This window comes from Polynucleobacter sp. AP-Jannik-300A-C4 (assembly GCF_018688335.1).
Lineage (GTDB): Bacteria > Pseudomonadota > Gammaproteobacteria > Burkholderiales > Burkholderiaceae > Polynucleobacter.
The window spans coordinates 1,919,373-1,932,744 of sequence record NZ_CP061316.1 but is presented as its reverse complement, the minus strand read 5'-3'; the positions used below and the strand labels follow the sequence as shown (position 1 = coordinate 1,932,744).

At 44.1% G+C, this 13,372-nt stretch carries 20 protein-coding genes and 2 riboswitches; of the genes, 14 read left to right on the top strand and 6 right to left on the bottom strand.

What is annotated here, in order from left to right; genetic code table 11:
• Window positions 1–40 precede the first annotated feature (40 nt).
• Window positions 41–808, bottom strand: coding sequence for an AraC family transcriptional regulator (locus tag FD975_RS10085; RefSeq protein WP_215302251.1), 768 nt, complete (start codon window positions 806–808; stop codon window positions 41–43).
• A gap of 89 nt (window positions 809–897) precedes the next feature.
• Here FD975_RS10085 and FD975_RS10080 point away from each other — a divergent pair, with 89 nt between their 5' ends.
• The 8 genes from FD975_RS10080 to FD975_RS10045 all read left to right on the top strand — a co-directional run bounded on the left by FD975_RS10080 (window position 898) and on the right by FD975_RS10045 (window position 6,219).
• The gene (locus FD975_RS10080) at window positions 898–1,434 is read left to right on the top strand and encodes a peroxiredoxin-like family protein (protein ID WP_215302250.1); all 537 of its coding nucleotides are present in this window, start codon (window positions 898–900) and stop codon (window positions 1,432–1,434) included.
• Window positions 1,435–1,476: 42 nt separating this feature from the next.
• Window positions 1,477–1,866: a tautomerase family protein gene (locus tag FD975_RS10075; RefSeq protein WP_215302249.1), complete on the top strand. Its 390-nt coding sequence runs from the start codon at window positions 1,477–1,479 to the stop codon at window positions 1,864–1,866.
• Between the two features lie 46 nt (window positions 1,867–1,912).
• On the top strand, window positions 1,913–2,401 hold the full coding sequence (locus FD975_RS10070; RefSeq protein ID WP_215302248.1) for a DM13 domain-containing protein: 489 nt from the start codon (window positions 1,913–1,915) through the stop codon (window positions 2,399–2,401).
• 142 nt (window positions 2,402–2,543) lie between these two features.
• Window positions 2,544–3,650 carry a patatin-like phospholipase family protein gene (locus FD975_RS10065; protein ID WP_215304003.1) on the top strand — a complete coding sequence of 369 codons (1,107 nt, stop codon included), beginning with the start codon at window positions 2,544–2,546 and terminating at the stop codon, window positions 3,648–3,650.
• Between the two features lie 52 nt (window positions 3,651–3,702).
• The gene (locus FD975_RS10060; RefSeq protein WP_215302247.1) at window positions 3,703–4,221 is read left to right on the top strand and encodes a DinB family protein; all 519 of its coding nucleotides are present in this window, start codon (window positions 3,703–3,705) and stop codon (window positions 4,219–4,221) included.
• A 62-nt stretch (window positions 4,222–4,283) separates the two neighbouring features.
• Window positions 4,284–4,967 (top strand): haloacid dehalogenase type II, encoded by a 684-nt coding sequence (locus FD975_RS10055; protein ID WP_215302246.1) that lies wholly within the window; start codon window positions 4,284–4,286, stop codon window positions 4,965–4,967.
• A 191-nt stretch (window positions 4,968–5,158) separates the two neighbouring features.
• Window positions 5,159–5,563 carry a BLUF domain-containing protein gene (locus FD975_RS10050; RefSeq protein WP_215302245.1) on the top strand — a complete coding sequence of 135 codons (405 nt, stop codon included), beginning with the start codon at window positions 5,159–5,161 and terminating at the stop codon, window positions 5,561–5,563.
• A 95-nt stretch (window positions 5,564–5,658) separates the two neighbouring features.
• On the top strand, window positions 5,659–6,219 hold the full coding sequence (locus FD975_RS10045) for a peroxiredoxin (protein WP_215302244.1): 561 nt from the start codon (window positions 5,659–5,661) through the stop codon (window positions 6,217–6,219).
• Between the two features lie 6 nt (window positions 6,220–6,225).
• Here FD975_RS10045 and pagP read toward each other — a convergent pair whose 3' ends face one another.
• Complete coding sequence (pagP, locus tag FD975_RS10040; RefSeq protein WP_215302243.1) at window positions 6,226–6,777, bottom strand: lipid IV(A) palmitoyltransferase PagP; 552 nt, start codon at window positions 6,775–6,777, stop codon at window positions 6,226–6,228.
• A gap of 184 nt (window positions 6,778–6,961) precedes the next feature.
• Between pagP and FD975_RS10035 the strand changes: the two genes are divergently transcribed.
• The 5 genes from FD975_RS10035 to FD975_RS10015 all read left to right on the top strand — a co-directional run bounded on the left by FD975_RS10035 (window position 6,962) and on the right by FD975_RS10015 (window position 9,788).
• The gene (locus tag FD975_RS10035) at window positions 6,962–7,519 is read left to right on the top strand and encodes a phasin family protein (protein ID WP_215302242.1); all 558 of its coding nucleotides are present in this window, start codon (window positions 6,962–6,964) and stop codon (window positions 7,517–7,519) included.
• Between the two features lie 139 nt (window positions 7,520–7,658).
• A complete protein-coding gene (gene panD, locus FD975_RS10030) occupies window positions 7,659–8,024 on the top strand; it encodes an aspartate 1-decarboxylase (protein WP_215302241.1) in 366 nt (121 codons plus the stop codon).
• Window positions 8,025–8,095: 71 nt separating this feature from the next.
• A riboswitch (glycine riboswitch) is annotated at window positions 8,096–8,176 on the top strand.
• 6 nt (window positions 8,177–8,182) lie between these two features.
• Window positions 8,183–8,287: riboswitch (glycine riboswitch) on the top strand.
• A 135-nt stretch (window positions 8,288–8,422) separates the two neighbouring features.
• A complete protein-coding gene (locus FD975_RS10025; RefSeq protein WP_215302240.1) occupies window positions 8,423–8,620 on the top strand; it encodes a hypothetical protein in 198 nt (65 codons plus the stop codon).
• A 103-nt stretch (window positions 8,621–8,723) separates the two neighbouring features.
• Complete coding sequence (locus FD975_RS10020) at window positions 8,724–9,476, top strand: transporter substrate-binding domain-containing protein (protein ID WP_215302239.1); 753 nt, start codon at window positions 8,724–8,726, stop codon at window positions 9,474–9,476.
• 72 nt (window positions 9,477–9,548) lie between these two features.
• Window positions 9,549–9,788: a hypothetical protein gene (locus FD975_RS10015; protein WP_015422196.1), complete on the top strand. Its 240-nt coding sequence runs from the start codon at window positions 9,549–9,551 to the stop codon at window positions 9,786–9,788.
• A 44-nt stretch (window positions 9,789–9,832) separates the two neighbouring features.
• Here the strand turns inward: FD975_RS10015 and FD975_RS10010 are convergent, their stop codons facing one another.
• From FD975_RS10010 to FD975_RS10000, 3 genes are read right to left on the bottom strand one after another with little or no spacing between them, the layout of a single operon-like run.
• A complete protein-coding gene (locus tag FD975_RS10010) occupies window positions 9,833–10,480 on the bottom strand; it encodes a histidine phosphatase family protein (protein WP_215302238.1) in 648 nt (215 codons plus the stop codon).
• 19 nt (window positions 10,481–10,499) lie between these two features.
• Window positions 10,500–11,006, bottom strand: coding sequence for an MOSC domain-containing protein (locus FD975_RS10005; protein ID WP_251371198.1), 507 nt, complete (start codon window positions 11,004–11,006; stop codon window positions 10,500–10,502).
• A 52-nt stretch (window positions 11,007–11,058) separates the two neighbouring features.
• The gene (locus FD975_RS10000; RefSeq protein WP_215302237.1) at window positions 11,059–11,265 is read right to left on the bottom strand and encodes a hypothetical protein; all 207 of its coding nucleotides are present in this window, start codon (window positions 11,263–11,265) and stop codon (window positions 11,059–11,061) included.
• A gap of 186 nt (window positions 11,266–11,451) precedes the next feature.
• Here FD975_RS10000 and FD975_RS09995 point away from each other — a divergent pair, with 186 nt between their 5' ends.
• Window positions 11,452–11,700, top strand: coding sequence for a hypothetical protein (locus FD975_RS09995; protein ID WP_215302236.1), 249 nt, complete (start codon window positions 11,452–11,454; stop codon window positions 11,698–11,700).
• A 2-nt stretch (window positions 11,701–11,702) separates the two neighbouring features.
• On the opposite strand, the gene FD975_RS09990 is transcribed toward FD975_RS09995, so the two are convergent.
• Complete coding sequence (locus tag FD975_RS09990) at window positions 11,703–13,322, bottom strand: peptide chain release factor 3 (RefSeq protein WP_370624829.1); 1,620 nt, start codon at window positions 13,320–13,322, stop codon at window positions 11,703–11,705.
• Between the last annotated feature and the right edge of the window lie 50 nt (window positions 13,323–13,372).

Genomic DNA, 13,372 nt, shown 5'->3' with positions numbered 1-13,372 from the left:
GCTATTTGAGCTTAGTAAATTCCTGCAAATCTAATTGCTTCTAGGTTTTAGCGCATTTTTCTCTAATTGATAGGCGGCTCATTGCGCGCGAGAGGGTAGATGCACTTGAATAACCTGTATGACGTGCCGCCTGCTTTAAACCTATGCCATCGACAATGAGTCTATGAGCTAAATTCAGCCGAATTCTTTCTATGTATTTGCCGGGCGTTATTTGCATCAATTTCTTAAATTGATGGGCATACGATGTACGCGACATACCTGCTTCTAGAGCAAGGGCATCTAGAGACCAGTTCTTGGATGCGTCCTCATGGATAGCAACAAGGGTTTTGGCAATTCTTGGATTGGCTAAAGCGCTAAATAGGCCAGTAGTTTTTTGTGGCCGAGCAACCAAATGCCTGAGCAAGCCAATCAGCAAAATATCTCCAGCCCGATTAATTAATAAAGGTTGTCCACATCTGGTGGCTGCCATTTCACTTGAAATTAAACGCACGATTTGAGTAAGTGAAGCATCTGCATTTTCTAAGTTAATTAAGAGCTGTTCTGAAAACTCCGATAAAAACATGGGTGCCAATGGCCCATCTAGTTCAACCTCAAAGCTCATCCACTTCTTTGCATGCGGTGGCAAAACCATGTCATCAAGGGCTGGGCATACGAGTAGCACCATATTCTCTAAAGAAGAGCCTAGTTTTTGTGGATTTATATCAACCAGGATATGTAAGCCAAATCCGACGAGCTGATCATTAAGTGACACTCGCGGGGCAAGCCCTTGCAGAAGGGCGGACAGTCGATCTAGATTTTGGGCGGGCATATTTGTACTAAAAGCAAATAAATATGGACACATTGTTGCATTTAATCAGTAATAATCAAAACTCATAACTTTTTAAGAAGAGGCTTTCTGTGCTGATACCCCGCCAAACTACTCCTGCATTAAGCGTCCCCACCTTGCATCACGGCACTTTTGATACATCCATTGATGCTGCCGAGAATTTCACATTAATAGTGTTTTATCGCGGTCTTCATTGCCCAATATGTATGAAGTATCTCTTGGAGTTAGCGCGTTTAGTTCCCGAGTTTGAAAAGCGTGGAGTTAAGGTCATTGCTATTTCAAGTGATACTAAGGAACGCACAGAGCAAATGACTGAAAAACTCAACGCCCCTGAATTACGAATGGGCTATGGATTAAGCTTGGATGTTGCGCGTCAATGGGGTATGTACATCAGCACCTCACGCGGTCTAACATCGATTGGCATAGAAGAGCCCGCTTTATTCTCGGAGCCAGCAGTCTTTATCCTTAGACCGGACACCACGCTTTATTACGGCGCTGTCCAAACTATGCCTTTTGCACGCCCTAATTTTACTGACCTATTGGGCGCGATTGATTTTGCCTTGGCTAAGGATTATCCAGCGCGTGGTGAATACACTGGTTCTGTATAAGCAATGATTGCTTAGGCAATGTAAAAAAACGGAGATCTCAAGATGCCATTTGTACGAATAGATTTGGGTAAGCAATATCCCGATGGAGTGGCCCAGAAAATTGGAGATATTGTTTACGAGGTGATGGTGAAACATATTAATGTACCTGCTGACGATAAGTTTCAGGTCATTACTAAGCATGATGCCGATGAACTGGTGGTTCCAAAAAGCTATCTTGGTATTGAATATTCGCAGGGCATTATTTTCATTCAGGTAACCTTGAATGAGGGCCGCACCACCGGGCTGAAGAAAAAATTCTATAGAGCCATCTGTGATGGGGTGGTAGAGAAACTTAACATTCGACCAGAAGATATTGTTATTAACTTAGTGGAAGTCAATAAAGAAAATTGGTCGTTTGGTCATGGTGAGATGCAATATGGACCCAAAGACTAAGTACGCTCACATCTAGATATGCGCTCAATTTTGTAATGCCGGCAATATGAAAAAATTACTCCTCAGCTTTCTATTTGTTGGGCTCATGCCAACTGCAAATGCGCAGATCCTCGATGCAATCCGTGGCCACGTTCAGGATCTGAGAGCGCGCACGGAAGAGCATCAAAAGATTGAAGGCATCATCTTAAAGCGAGGACAAATTGACAAAAATGCAAAAGGGCAGGACTTGATTCACAACTCCTCTGGTGAATGGTCCTTAGTCAAGGTAGGCAATCAATTATTTTTACAATCAAGCGAGGACTTTAGATCAAGCCCTGGGCCAGACTATCATATCTATATCAGCAGCAAGCCTGCCATTAAAGACAATGATGGGTTTAGTTCTCAACAAATTGAAGTGAGTCGGATCAAAAAACCCAATGGCGCCGCATTCTATCTTTTAAAAACAGAAAATCCAGAAGATGTAAGTAGTATGCTGATTTGGTGCAAGCAATTTAAAGAATACATTGGATCGGCAGACTTGCTCCCTGCAAGGTAAGTAAAAGTAGTTTTGCTGGGGTTGGGCGCCATGGGTTCTGGCTCACTGCGCCCCGGCCCACCAATTAATACTAAAACTAGCTGCTAGCGGTTTTTTGATTTAGAGATCTGATATAAATTAGTGAAACAAACAGGGATCTGATATGAAACAACAATCACGTCGTAATTTCCTAAAAACCTCTGCTGTTAGTGCCGTTGCGATTGGTGCTGCCACTGGTTCCAGTATTGATACTGCCTACGCTCAGTCAAAGCCGCCAAAATCCAATATCGAGCTAAAGACGCATGAGATTTCTCAAAGACTATTTGCCGATGATGGTTTGGCAATGCCTATTGCTACTAAACCCACGGTTTCAAAATTGGCAAAAGGACTTGATCGAGCCATGGTGCTCGGTGGTGGTGGAGAGTACTACATTGCTTGGTATTGCGGTTTTTTTCATGGCCTGATTGAAGCGGGGCTGGATATGGCACAGCTTCCTGAGATGGTGGTTGGCACTTCTGCTGGTTCTTATATGGGTTCGTCGTTGCTCTCTGGCGAGTTCGCCCGTTTGCGGACGGAGTTTGATTTTTTTGGAAAGTTCCCGGAGATTTTTGCCAAGATTGCTCCAGTAACTAAGCCCAATATCAGTCAAATGAGGGCCGATCAAATTAATATGAGTGCAACGGATGGAAGCATTGAAACTCGCAGAGTAATTGGCCATGCCGCATTAGCTGCTGACAATAAATTAAACGGTGAGCGCGTTGAAAAGGTGGCTGCATTATTGACGGGCGATAGTAAAAAAGATTGGCCGACCAGCCGGATGTTCACAACGGGAATAGATTGCTACACGGGTGAGCGCATTGTTGTTGGTCAGCAAGCTGCCAGAAAAAATAAGATTCCCTTGGCGCACGGTACAGCAGCAAGTAGCTCATTGCCGGGTGTTGTTGGGCCAACATTATTGGGTCAGCGTTATGTCATGGATGGAGGAATTTGTTCTAATCCAGCTCATGTGGATTTAGTGGCTGGATCTAAAAGGGCCTTAATCATTACATTAACTGATGGCGTAACGGGAGCAATACTGACAACAATCCCACACCCCATTGCTCAAAATATTGAAGACATTAAGGCGACCGGCACAAAAGTAATGTGGATAGTAGCTGGTACACCTAAAGGGGTCGATTTGCTTGACCCAAAGCAAATTGCTGGCGCATTGCGAACGGGCTATGATCGTTCAAAAATCGAAGCAGCAAAAATTAAAAAATTCTGGGCATAGGATTTGGCGCCCTAGATAACTAGAATGTGCTTACTTACCTAAAGGGCGCTATATGTCTGCCGTTCGCAATATTCGCATGCTTGCACGCTATAACAAGTGGGCAAACAATATGCTTTTGGATGCGATTGCTGCGTTGCCGCTTGATGAGGTAATTAAAAAGCGCGCTGCCGCATTTGGTGGAATGTCATTTGCCTTGGCCCACGTAGCTATTGTTGATCAAATCTGGCAAGCTCATTTACTTGGGAAAGATCATGGGTTTAAGTCTCGCACCACGGAGTCACCCGATTCTTTGGCGGCCCTAACTGAAAAGTTAAATGAAACAGGCGATTGGTATATTCAATATGCTGACTCCATGACTGAACCACTACTCAATGAAAAGCTTAGCTTTTTGTTTGTTGATGGCGGTGCTGGAGAAATGACAAGAGGCGATATTCTGATTCATGTCTGTAATCACAAAACATTTCATCGCGGCCATATTGGAGATATGTTTTATCAGTCAGGTTTTAGGCCGCCATCTATAGACCTCCCTGTCTATTTAAGAGATGCTTTTAATGAATCAGAACTTGGGTAAGACATCTTTAGCCAATATTGTTTAAAACAAAATTATAAAAATATCCATCATGAGGAGACTGCATGTATAAGCTCATAGCATTTGATGCTTACGGCACATTGTTTGATGTTTATTCCATGGGAGAGTTGGCGGAAGCCTTATTTCCGGGTAATGGCCAAGCTTTGGCTTTAATGTGGCGTGACCGCCAAATTGAATACACTCGCCTAGTCACCATGAGTGACCCGAACCCTGGTGGCAGCAAGCATTACCTTCCCTTTTGGGAGTTAACGGTTCGTTCCTTGCATTACGTTTGCAAGCGCATGAACTTAAATCTCACTTCGGAAAATGAGAAGCGCTTGATGGATCAGTATGCAAAGCTCACTGGTTTTGAGGATAGCTTCACTGTCCTCAAGACAATAAAAAGTAAAGGATTGTCAACGGCCATTTTGTCTAATGGCAGCAGAGAGATGCTAGCAACAGTGGTCAAGAGTAATGGTTTGATGCCCTATCTAGATCAAGTTATCACGGTTGAAGATATACGACTATTTAAGACTGCCCCACAATCCTATGAGCTTTTATTAAAAGCATTTCCAGTCAAAAAAGAAGAAGTGTTATTTGTTTCAAGTAATGCTTGGGATGCGTTAGGCGCAAAGTGGTTTGGCTTTGATGTATTTTGGGTTAATCGTCTTGGACACCCTTTTGAAGAAATCGGTGAGAACCCAAACTATGAAGGTAATTCCTTGAGTAAAGTGCTAGAAGTTATTTAGGGAATACTCTGAATCTTTGCAAGATCGGCCCCATTAAAAATTGCCAAAGAATGGGGCTGGATTAATCATGGCGCCATTCCCAGGGGGATTGTTGCGCGCATTGCTGGGCCTTTCGGGTAAATCAGCATTGATTGAGGCTATATCAAAAGCTAATATCTATAATTCGCCAGATTCAACCCTAAGATAACAAGATGAGTAAGTCCCAATTAATTTCTGTGAGCTATATCAGCAAGGCAACGCAGGATATGGGTGTCTTGGCGTTGATGCGCCTCACCGATCAAGCGGCGCAACTCAATCAAAAATTAGGCTTATCGGGAGTGCTTTTTTACGAGAACCAACATTTTGGCCAAATATTAGAAGGGCCTCGTACGGAGGTCATGAAAATATGGGAAAAAATTCAGCGAGATCCTCGCCATCAGCAAGTACGCTTATTGAAGCTGGAGGACATTCAAGAAAGAAGTTTTCCCGCCTGGTCAATGCGCTTCTTCTTGGCAAAGGAAATTATTGCTAAGATGCCAAGCCTCACTAGCGTATTGGATGGCCTACCCGAGCATGATGTTGAACTCTTGAGACTAATGCGTTCAGCAGCCGAGTAAGCATTCCTCCTTTGTGATGAGCATTCAGCGGATCTCTCTGCTGTATCTAATTGCAGCATCTTGTAATGTGTAGCTTAGTTTAATTAAATCTCACTATGACCAATTTCAATCAATTGCCTAGCAACTTACCTATTCCCCAGGATGATGGGGCTGCCGATCATTTGGTTGGCATGCACTTACCTTCCCTCACTTTGAATGCCACCACCGCTAGCCGCTTTAATCTTGGCGAGAGTAAAGGGCGCTTAGTGATTTACTGCTATCCAATGACTGGGCAGCCCAATGTTGCTTTGCCAGAAGGCTGGGATCAGATACCGGGAGCAAGAGGGTGTACGCCTCAAAGCTGTTCGTTTAGAGATCACTATCAAGAGTTGCGCACCTTAGGTGTGGAGGTATTTGGTTTGAGCGTGCAATCAACCGAATACCAAAAAGAGATGGCTGATCGCTTGCATTTACCATTTCCGGTATTAAGTGATGCAGATTATCAACTTCAGAAGTCATTGCAGCTACCTACCTTTGTTGCCGCTGGAATGACTTTGCTCAAGCGCATTACTTTGATTGTGAATAACGGTGTGATCGAGGCTGTGCACTACCCAATTTTTCCGAGCGATAGTGATCCAGTTTGGGTGATCGACTATTTAAAAAATAATCCTGCTTAATTGTATTTAGGGCAAACTGTATTTAGCCCAAGCGAACAAGACGTTGCCGACATTTTGACTGCCAGGCACATACGCAGTCTGAATGCTGAGCTCTTTGTAGCTGATTGAGGCAATGGGCAGTAAACCAGGGAAGGGAGTGTAGTTCATGATGTCTTGGCGCGACATGATGAATGCAGTTGCTCCAACGCCGTACTTCCAGTCAGGACTATTGCCGATATTCCACATGGGGATCCAGCCATAGCCAACCATGTACTGATAAATTCCGTGCGAGTCTTTGAAGGTCATCCCATAAATGCCCTCCCAGTTACCGCTCTCATTCATTAGGCCCCTGCCAAAACCAATACCCATCGGATATTCGGTGTATTGATTGATTTTGTCTTGGGAATACGCATAAGGCATGTGATACGTGTAGAGCGGAATATAGAGCTCGTTTTTGCCTTTATCCCAAATGGATTCCAGATGATTTGTTGTGTTTTGAAACCACTCTGAAGCGCTTTCTGCGTGTGAGCTTGCCAATGGCATGCAAAGAAGCAAAAGCACGATAAATCTACGGCGCATAACCAATCATTTCTAAACTAGATGAAGCAAAGCGCCTCCTAGGCAAGGTTTAGCGATGCTTTTTGTAACAAACTACGTGAACTGACAGAATTATATGTTGCTTTGCAGCAATATTTCCTTGCTAAGCCCAAAATAAGCCATTAATATGATGCAGTGCAACAAATAACCCTTTAAAGGAAATATCATGTTCAAAAATCAATTTGCAGAAAATCAAGCCAAATCCGTTGAAAGCGCCCGTGCATTGGGTCAAACTGCTCTCGAGAACGCTCAAGAACTAGCAGAAATCAATTACCAAGCAGCTCAACAAGCCGTAGCCAGTGCGCAAGCTAAGGCCGCTGAATTGTTAAAGGGTAAAGATGCCAAAGCAGCCTTAGACCTCCTGCAAAGCCCAGAAGTGCAAGAGGCGGTTGCTGAAGTTGCCGCTTATCAGAAAAAAGTGGCCGCAGTATTGCGTCGTGGAAATCAAGAATTAGTTGAGGCTGTAGAAGCCGCCATTGATCAATCACAAGATGACTTAAAGAGCTTTGTCGCAGCCGCTACCTCAAAGGCGCCAGCAGGCTCAGAAGCATATGTAAGTGCCTTTACATCGGCATTCAACACAGCAATGCAAAATTTTGATCAAGTACGATCAACCACTCAAGATGCCTTTGCAAACTTTGAGAAAAGTGTTGAAACAGCAATGAAGAGTGCAGAAGGTCAATTTGGTCAGGCTCCTAAGGCAGGAAAAAGTCGCGCCAAGTAAGTAGTAGATAATGGTTAAACAAAAAGCCCCGTGTAAGCGGGGTTTTTTGCTGGCGTAATATCAAAAAAATTTGAGAAAATAGCGAGATAGCTGCTAAAAATGCTGGAAGAGGCATGCTTTTAATTCTTGAGGAAATCGTATGAATCGCATTATGTTGTTGGGAAAAATTCACAGAGCAACCGTTACAGAGGCGGATTTGCATTACGAAGGCTCTTGTGGAATCGATGAAGACTTACTCGATGCTGCGGATATGCGTGAATTTGAAAAGATCGAGCTTTACAACATCAATAATGGCGAGCGTTTCTCAACATACATCATTAAAGCAAAGCGTGGGTCCGGCATTATTTCTCTGAATGGCGCTGCTGCACGTAAAGCACATGTTGGCGACCATCTGATTATTTGCACATACGGACAAGTTAGCAACGATGCAGTTGCAAAGCATGTTCCTAAGATTGTGTTGTTGGGTGAAGGCAATACCATTAAAGAAATTAAAAAGGTCAATTAAATTATTGGCATTCCTGGGGCTAGGTATTAGCTAGGATTACAAAAGTAACATCTCAAGATATACTAATGCTAAGCAGGAGAGTGAGGCCATAGGCCTCCACCGAAGGCGCAAACTCCCATGAACGCTCAGGTACCCAACAGGAAGGTACTGCTTATCCTAAACTGCCGTCTGGAGAGTCACCATATTGATGGTGCACCGAAGGAGCAAGCACTAAGCTAGGTCTTAGTGTGAATCTCTCAGGTATCAAGGACAGGGGGAGCGGCAAGCGAGTGACGCATTGAATGCGCACGCGCAAGTTAGGAGCCCTGTATGAATACCACCCCAAGCTAAATCAGTAAGAGCGCATTAGCTATTTCCCGCATTGGGACCATTAACAATCTTACTGAAATAGGCAAATTATGAGCAATATCTACACTAAGGAAGCCCCATATCATCCAGGCTATGAGGACGTATCGTTTAAACGCGAAGTATCAAAAACCGTATCAGAGTTAAGCGAACTGAGGTTGGTGAACGCACGCTATCTCAAATTTGCAGATGCTATTGTGGATTTCTGTAAAGCGAGTCACGTACCCACCAAGAAAGTAAACGTTGGCTAGCAAGAGATAAAAGTAGCCATTAGAAAGTAAAAGCCACCTTCGGGTGGTTTTTTACATTCAATTCTTGATAAGATCGTTCATCTAATTGAATGCTAAATACATCATGAGACTATTGAAAATAATATCGATATTGTTAGCAAGCCTATTTGTACTTGGCGCATGCTCCAAGGAAGAGCAATCTAATGTGATTAAGGTTGCTGTATCGCCTGCCATCCCCCCAATGCTTTTTGAGAAAGATGGCAAATACACGGGCGTAGATTTGGAAATATTTGAGGGTTACTGCAAGTCACGGGGTTGTACATTCAAAATGACTGCTTACGATTGGCTAGGTATGTTGGGCGCGGTGACTAGCGGGCAGGCTGATGTTGCGTTCTCGGGTATCTCTATTACAGATAAACGCAAAGAAGTGATAGATTTTTCCAAGCCATACTTCACAAGTACTTGGGATTTAATTAGCCTACAAAATCGTAATATTAAGATTGCCGATTTATCCCAGTTACAAAAATATACTATTGCTTATCCAACCGGCAGCGTCTTTGATGATTATGTAAAAGACGTGTTGCAGCCAAAAGGGTATTACTCCTTGGACCGAGTGAAGCTTTATCCTTCACCCACAGAGGCCTTAATTGCTTTGCAAAATGGCAATGTAGACTTGGTATTTGTGGATAGTGTGATGCTGCGAAGTTATCAAAAATCGTTAAATCTCCCAGTGAGCAGTAGCTACCAAGTGGTGGGTTTTGATAACCTAGGATTTGCCTTTAAAAAAGGCTCCAAATTGAGGGACGACTTTAATTTATACCTTTCTGAGTTGGGACCAGAAAAATTAAAGGCAATTATTAATCAGTGGACGAAATAAATTGCAGTGACTTTGGTATATTGGGTTAAAGTGCTCTTAAGCTGATTATTTCAATTATTCATAAGGAAAAATATGTCTCATCATGACAAATTAATTGCCGCTTTCGAAACATACCAATCAGAGAATGAAAAGTTCCATGGTAAAGGAATCAAAGCTTCCGCTGCCAGAGCTCGTAAAGCTTTGCAAGAGATTGCCGGTTCTTGCAAAGAGCGTCGCAAAGAAATTACTGCTGAAAAAGAGGCGCTTGAAGGTAAGCCAAAAGGTGAGGGCATGTCACAAGATGCTGCCCGTCACGCACACATCAGAAAATAAATCCTTTCTGAAAAGTAAAAAGTCACCTGATGGTGACTTTTTACTTAGAGGTCAACGTTTTCAAGAGCAGAGCCTTTTAAGTGCCGAGTATCTGCCCATTGATCTACTGCCCAGCCACTCGATTCTTCATGGCTAATCCAATTTAATGATGCATTTGGTACCGAGACAATTCGCTGTGCGCTCAGAGATTGATTGCTTGCTATGCGATACATCATGTCGAGTGTGCCACCATGACTAACTACTAATATAGTTTTACCGGCATGACGCTTTTGGATGCTGTCTAGCGCATTTCGTACGCGTAATGAAAACTGCTGAATACTTTCACCACCCTCGAGATCATGATCTAAGTCGCGGGCGATATGCGCTTGCCAAATATCAGGCCGTAACAGAGGGGCTTCAGTAATTGAGAGCCCTTGAAGTACGCCAAAATTGCGCTCTCGTAAAGCGCTATCGACCTGCGCTTCTACTCCAAATAATTCAACGACAGCATTTGCAGTATCAGCAGCTCTTTTCAGGTCGCTGGTATATAAGACATCAAACCCAAGATTAATGTCTTTAAGCGCTTGAGCCATTTGGCGTGCCTGTAATACACCTTTGGGATTAAGGGGCGTATCGGTGTGGCCTTGCAACCGTCTTTCGGCATTCCAGGCAGTTTCTCCATGGCGAATCAGGCAGAGTTTTGTAGTTGTCATATAACAATATTAAGTCGAGTTAATTTCTATCAGATTCTGAAAAGTCGAGGGGATCTCCAGGGATAAGGCATCCGGACTCGAGCGCCTCTGCTCTCAGTCCGCCCCTATTCTCAAATGCATTCATAAAATCGGGCCTTTTGAGTAGATTGGCTGGTCTTTGGCAGGGCGCACATAATTCTGTACCCCTAAACATAAGGCCCCCTAAATAGAAAATCTTTCCAACTAGAGCATTAAGTTCATTTGTAGAAATGCCGCTAATCACAAGATTTCTGCGAGTATCACCCTCGCTAAAAACTGCTTGTTGCCGGGCAAGGAGTTCTTGATTGGCATGATCAATACCAGAAAGTGCAATAAGAGAAATATGTCGAATCTTAGGTTTGGTTTTGGAGAATGCACCTATGCCCAGTGCGTAACGATCACCCTCAATTCCTTTGCCGGCAATGATATTGGCTTGTGTCAGCTGAATCATCGATTCGCCTGCTCGAGAGGCAATTTGAATTGAATAAATTTGCGGAGATGCTGTCATGATGAGAGCATATTACATAAGAAAAAGCCCCGGCAATTTCGGGGCTTAGTACTTATGCTGCAACAGGTTCAGCGGAGGGTGCCGCGACGGGGGGTCGCTTATTGATAGCCCTCTGAATCTTTGCCTTCTCTTTAGGTTTGGTACTCGAGTCAAGCAATTTACTTAGTTGGGCTGTAGTGAGTGGACCCAATTTAGCTTTACCCGTTTTACTAACCATGGGGTCGTTTTTTCTATTTCTTTGATTTTGGCCAACAGCCATATTTTTTCCTAGAGTCTTGGAATGATGAACCTCTGAGCTTGCTCAGCAGACTCCCCTAAGTAGGGCGCGGAATAGTGATCACAAACCAGAATAACAGTTAAGCGGTCTAGGCGCTATGATTACATCATGATGAATACGCTTAATTTGAAATTAGCACCAATACCATTATTGAATATGAGGGCTCGAATGTCATATCTCAAATATATTTTGTTACTGAGCGTGTTTAGTTTAATGGCCTGTGCTGCGGTATATACAGATGCATCAGATGCAAATCACGTCACCTTTCTAATTAGTGATGGCGAGTCTGTGGAGTCGCTAACACCAAAGGCCAATTCGTATTGTGCTCAATACGGCAAGACTGCGTCGTTTAGAAAGAGTGATACTCAGCTGGTTGCGGTATTTGACTGCAACTGGCCAAAATCTAGTCCGCGCTAGATTTAGCCAGCAAGGTCTGATTGGTAGATGAGGCCTGCATGTTCTCTTAGTGCGTGGAATTGAATAGACTCCCAACGCTGCTGAGCTACATCTAATTCGGATTTATGGCTGGCCAAAAATACTGAAGCTCCTACAACATCCTCTGCCATGCGGTGAATATTTTCCTGGATGAATTTCTTGAGTGCTACAGGATCATCTGAGCTGACCCAGCGAGCCAAGTTGTAGCGTGCAGGCAGCAAGCGTACTTCAGCGCCATACTCAGTTTGCAGACGATGGCTTACGACTTCAAACTGTAGCTGTCCAAAAGCACCAAGTAACATCGTGCCGCCAGTCATTGGGCGAAAAACTTGAATCGCACCCTCTTCGCCAAGTTGCATTAAACCTGTGCGTAGTTGTTTGGAGCGCAATGGATCAGCAGATTCGACCATGCGGAAAATTTCAGGGGCAAAAAATGGCAAGCCTGTGAATTGCAATTGCTCACCTTCAGTGAGTGTATCGCCTAGCCTGAGAAGACCGTGGTTTGGTAATCCAATGATGTCACCAGGAAAGGCTTCATCTAGGATGTCGCGGCGTTGTGACAGAAAGGAAAGGGCATTATTGGTGCGCACTTCTTTTCCATTGCGACAAATCTTGAGTTTCATGCCGCGTTGAAAATGTCCCGAGCAGATGCGCAAGAAGGCAACGCGATCTCGATGGGCTGGATCCATGTTGGCTTGAATCTTGAAAACTACTGCAGAGAATTTATTTTCAGCGGGGCTCACCTCACGTTGCAAGGCCTTACGTGAGCCTGGTGATGGCGCAAGCTCAACTAGGGTGTTCAGAATTTCACGCACGCCAAAATTATTAATGGCAGAGCCAAAGAACACTGGTGATTGACGACCCGCTAAAAAAGCTTCGCGATCAAATGCGGGCATCGCATTTTTAATGAGGTCCACTTCAGCCAGTGCATTTTCAAGATCAGTGCCTAGGCGCTCCTTCAATGCTGGATCATTGATGTCAACAATTGCATGGGAGTCCTCGGTTACACGATCTTCACCTGCTTTGAACATGCGCATTTGAGAGTTGGCAATATCAATTACACCGGCAAATGATTTACCCATGCCTACTGGCCATGTAAAAGGAACTACTTCTATTCCTAGTGCGGTTTCAATCTCGTCCATCAGTTCCATGGGCGGCTTCACTTCACGATCCATCTTGTTGATGAAAGTAACAATTGGCGTGTTGCGTGCACGACAGACTTCAAGCAAGCGCAAGGTTTGTGATTCCACGCCATTCGCAGCATCAATCACCATGAGGGCAGAATCAACCGCAGTTAAAACACGATAGGTATCTTCCGAGAAGTCCTGGTGACCCGGCGTGTCTAACAGGTTAATAATGCAATCGCGATACTCCATTTGCATGACCGAGCTGGCGACAGAAATACCACGCTGTTTTTCGATCTCCATCCAGTCAGAGGTTGCGTGCCGACTTGCTTTGCGAGCTTTGACACTACCGGCAATCTGAATGGCTCCCGCATATAACAAGAGTTTTTCAGTAAGGGTGGTCTTACCTGCATCTGGGTGGGAGATGATGGCAAAGCTACGGCGTCTTAAAACTTCTGCGCCGGGAGTGCTGGAGGTGATGGTATCGATGGTAATTCTGCGCTTAATCTAATTGACAGAATTATAAGCGG

Coding starts and splice junctions, on each gene's coding strand:
- FD975_RS10085 (WP_215302251.1), bottom strand. CDS start 808: ATGCCCGCCCAAAATCTAGATCGACTGTCCGCCCTTCTGCAAGGGCTT.
- FD975_RS10075 (WP_215302249.1), top strand. CDS start 1,477: ATGCCATTTGTACGAATAGATTTGGGTAAGCAATATCCCGATGGAGTG.
- FD975_RS10070 (WP_215302248.1), top strand. CDS start 1,913: ATGAAAAAATTACTCCTCAGCTTTCTATTTGTTGGGCTCATGCCAACT.
- FD975_RS10065 (WP_215304003.1), top strand. CDS start 2,544: ATGAAACAACAATCACGTCGTAATTTCCTAAAAACCTCTGCTGTTAGT.
- FD975_RS10060 (WP_215302247.1), top strand. CDS start 3,703: ATGTCTGCCGTTCGCAATATTCGCATGCTTGCACGCTATAACAAGTGG.
- FD975_RS10055 (WP_215302246.1), top strand. CDS start 4,284: ATGTATAAGCTCATAGCATTTGATGCTTACGGCACATTGTTTGATGTT.
- FD975_RS10050 (WP_215302245.1), top strand. CDS start 5,159: ATGAGTAAGTCCCAATTAATTTCTGTGAGCTATATCAGCAAGGCAACG.
- FD975_RS10045 (WP_215302244.1), top strand. CDS start 5,659: ATGACCAATTTCAATCAATTGCCTAGCAACTTACCTATTCCCCAGGAT.
- pagP (WP_215302243.1), bottom strand. CDS start 6,777: ATGCGCCGTAGATTTATCGTGCTTTTGCTTCTTTGCATGCCATTGGCA.
- FD975_RS10035 (WP_215302242.1), top strand. CDS start 6,962: ATGTTCAAAAATCAATTTGCAGAAAATCAAGCCAAATCCGTTGAAAGC.
- panD (WP_215302241.1), top strand. CDS start 7,659: ATGAATCGCATTATGTTGTTGGGAAAAATTCACAGAGCAACCGTTACA.
- FD975_RS10025 (WP_215302240.1), top strand. CDS start 8,423: ATGAGCAATATCTACACTAAGGAAGCCCCATATCATCCAGGCTATGAG.
- FD975_RS10020 (WP_215302239.1), top strand. CDS start 8,724: ATGAGACTATTGAAAATAATATCGATATTGTTAGCAAGCCTATTTGTA.
- FD975_RS10015 (WP_015422196.1), top strand. CDS start 9,549: ATGTCTCATCATGACAAATTAATTGCCGCTTTCGAAACATACCAATCA.
- FD975_RS10010 (WP_215302238.1), bottom strand. CDS start 10,480: ATGACAACTACAAAACTCTGCCTGATTCGCCATGGAGAAACTGCCTGG.
- FD975_RS10005 (WP_251371198.1), bottom strand. CDS start 11,006: ATGACAGCATCTCCGCAAATTTATTCAATTCAAATTGCCTCTCGAGCA.
- FD975_RS10000 (WP_215302237.1), bottom strand. CDS start 11,265: ATGGCTGTTGGCCAAAATCAAAGAAATAGAAAAAACGACCCCATGGTT.
- FD975_RS09995 (WP_215302236.1), top strand. CDS start 11,452: ATGTCATATCTCAAATATATTTTGTTACTGAGCGTGTTTAGTTTAATG.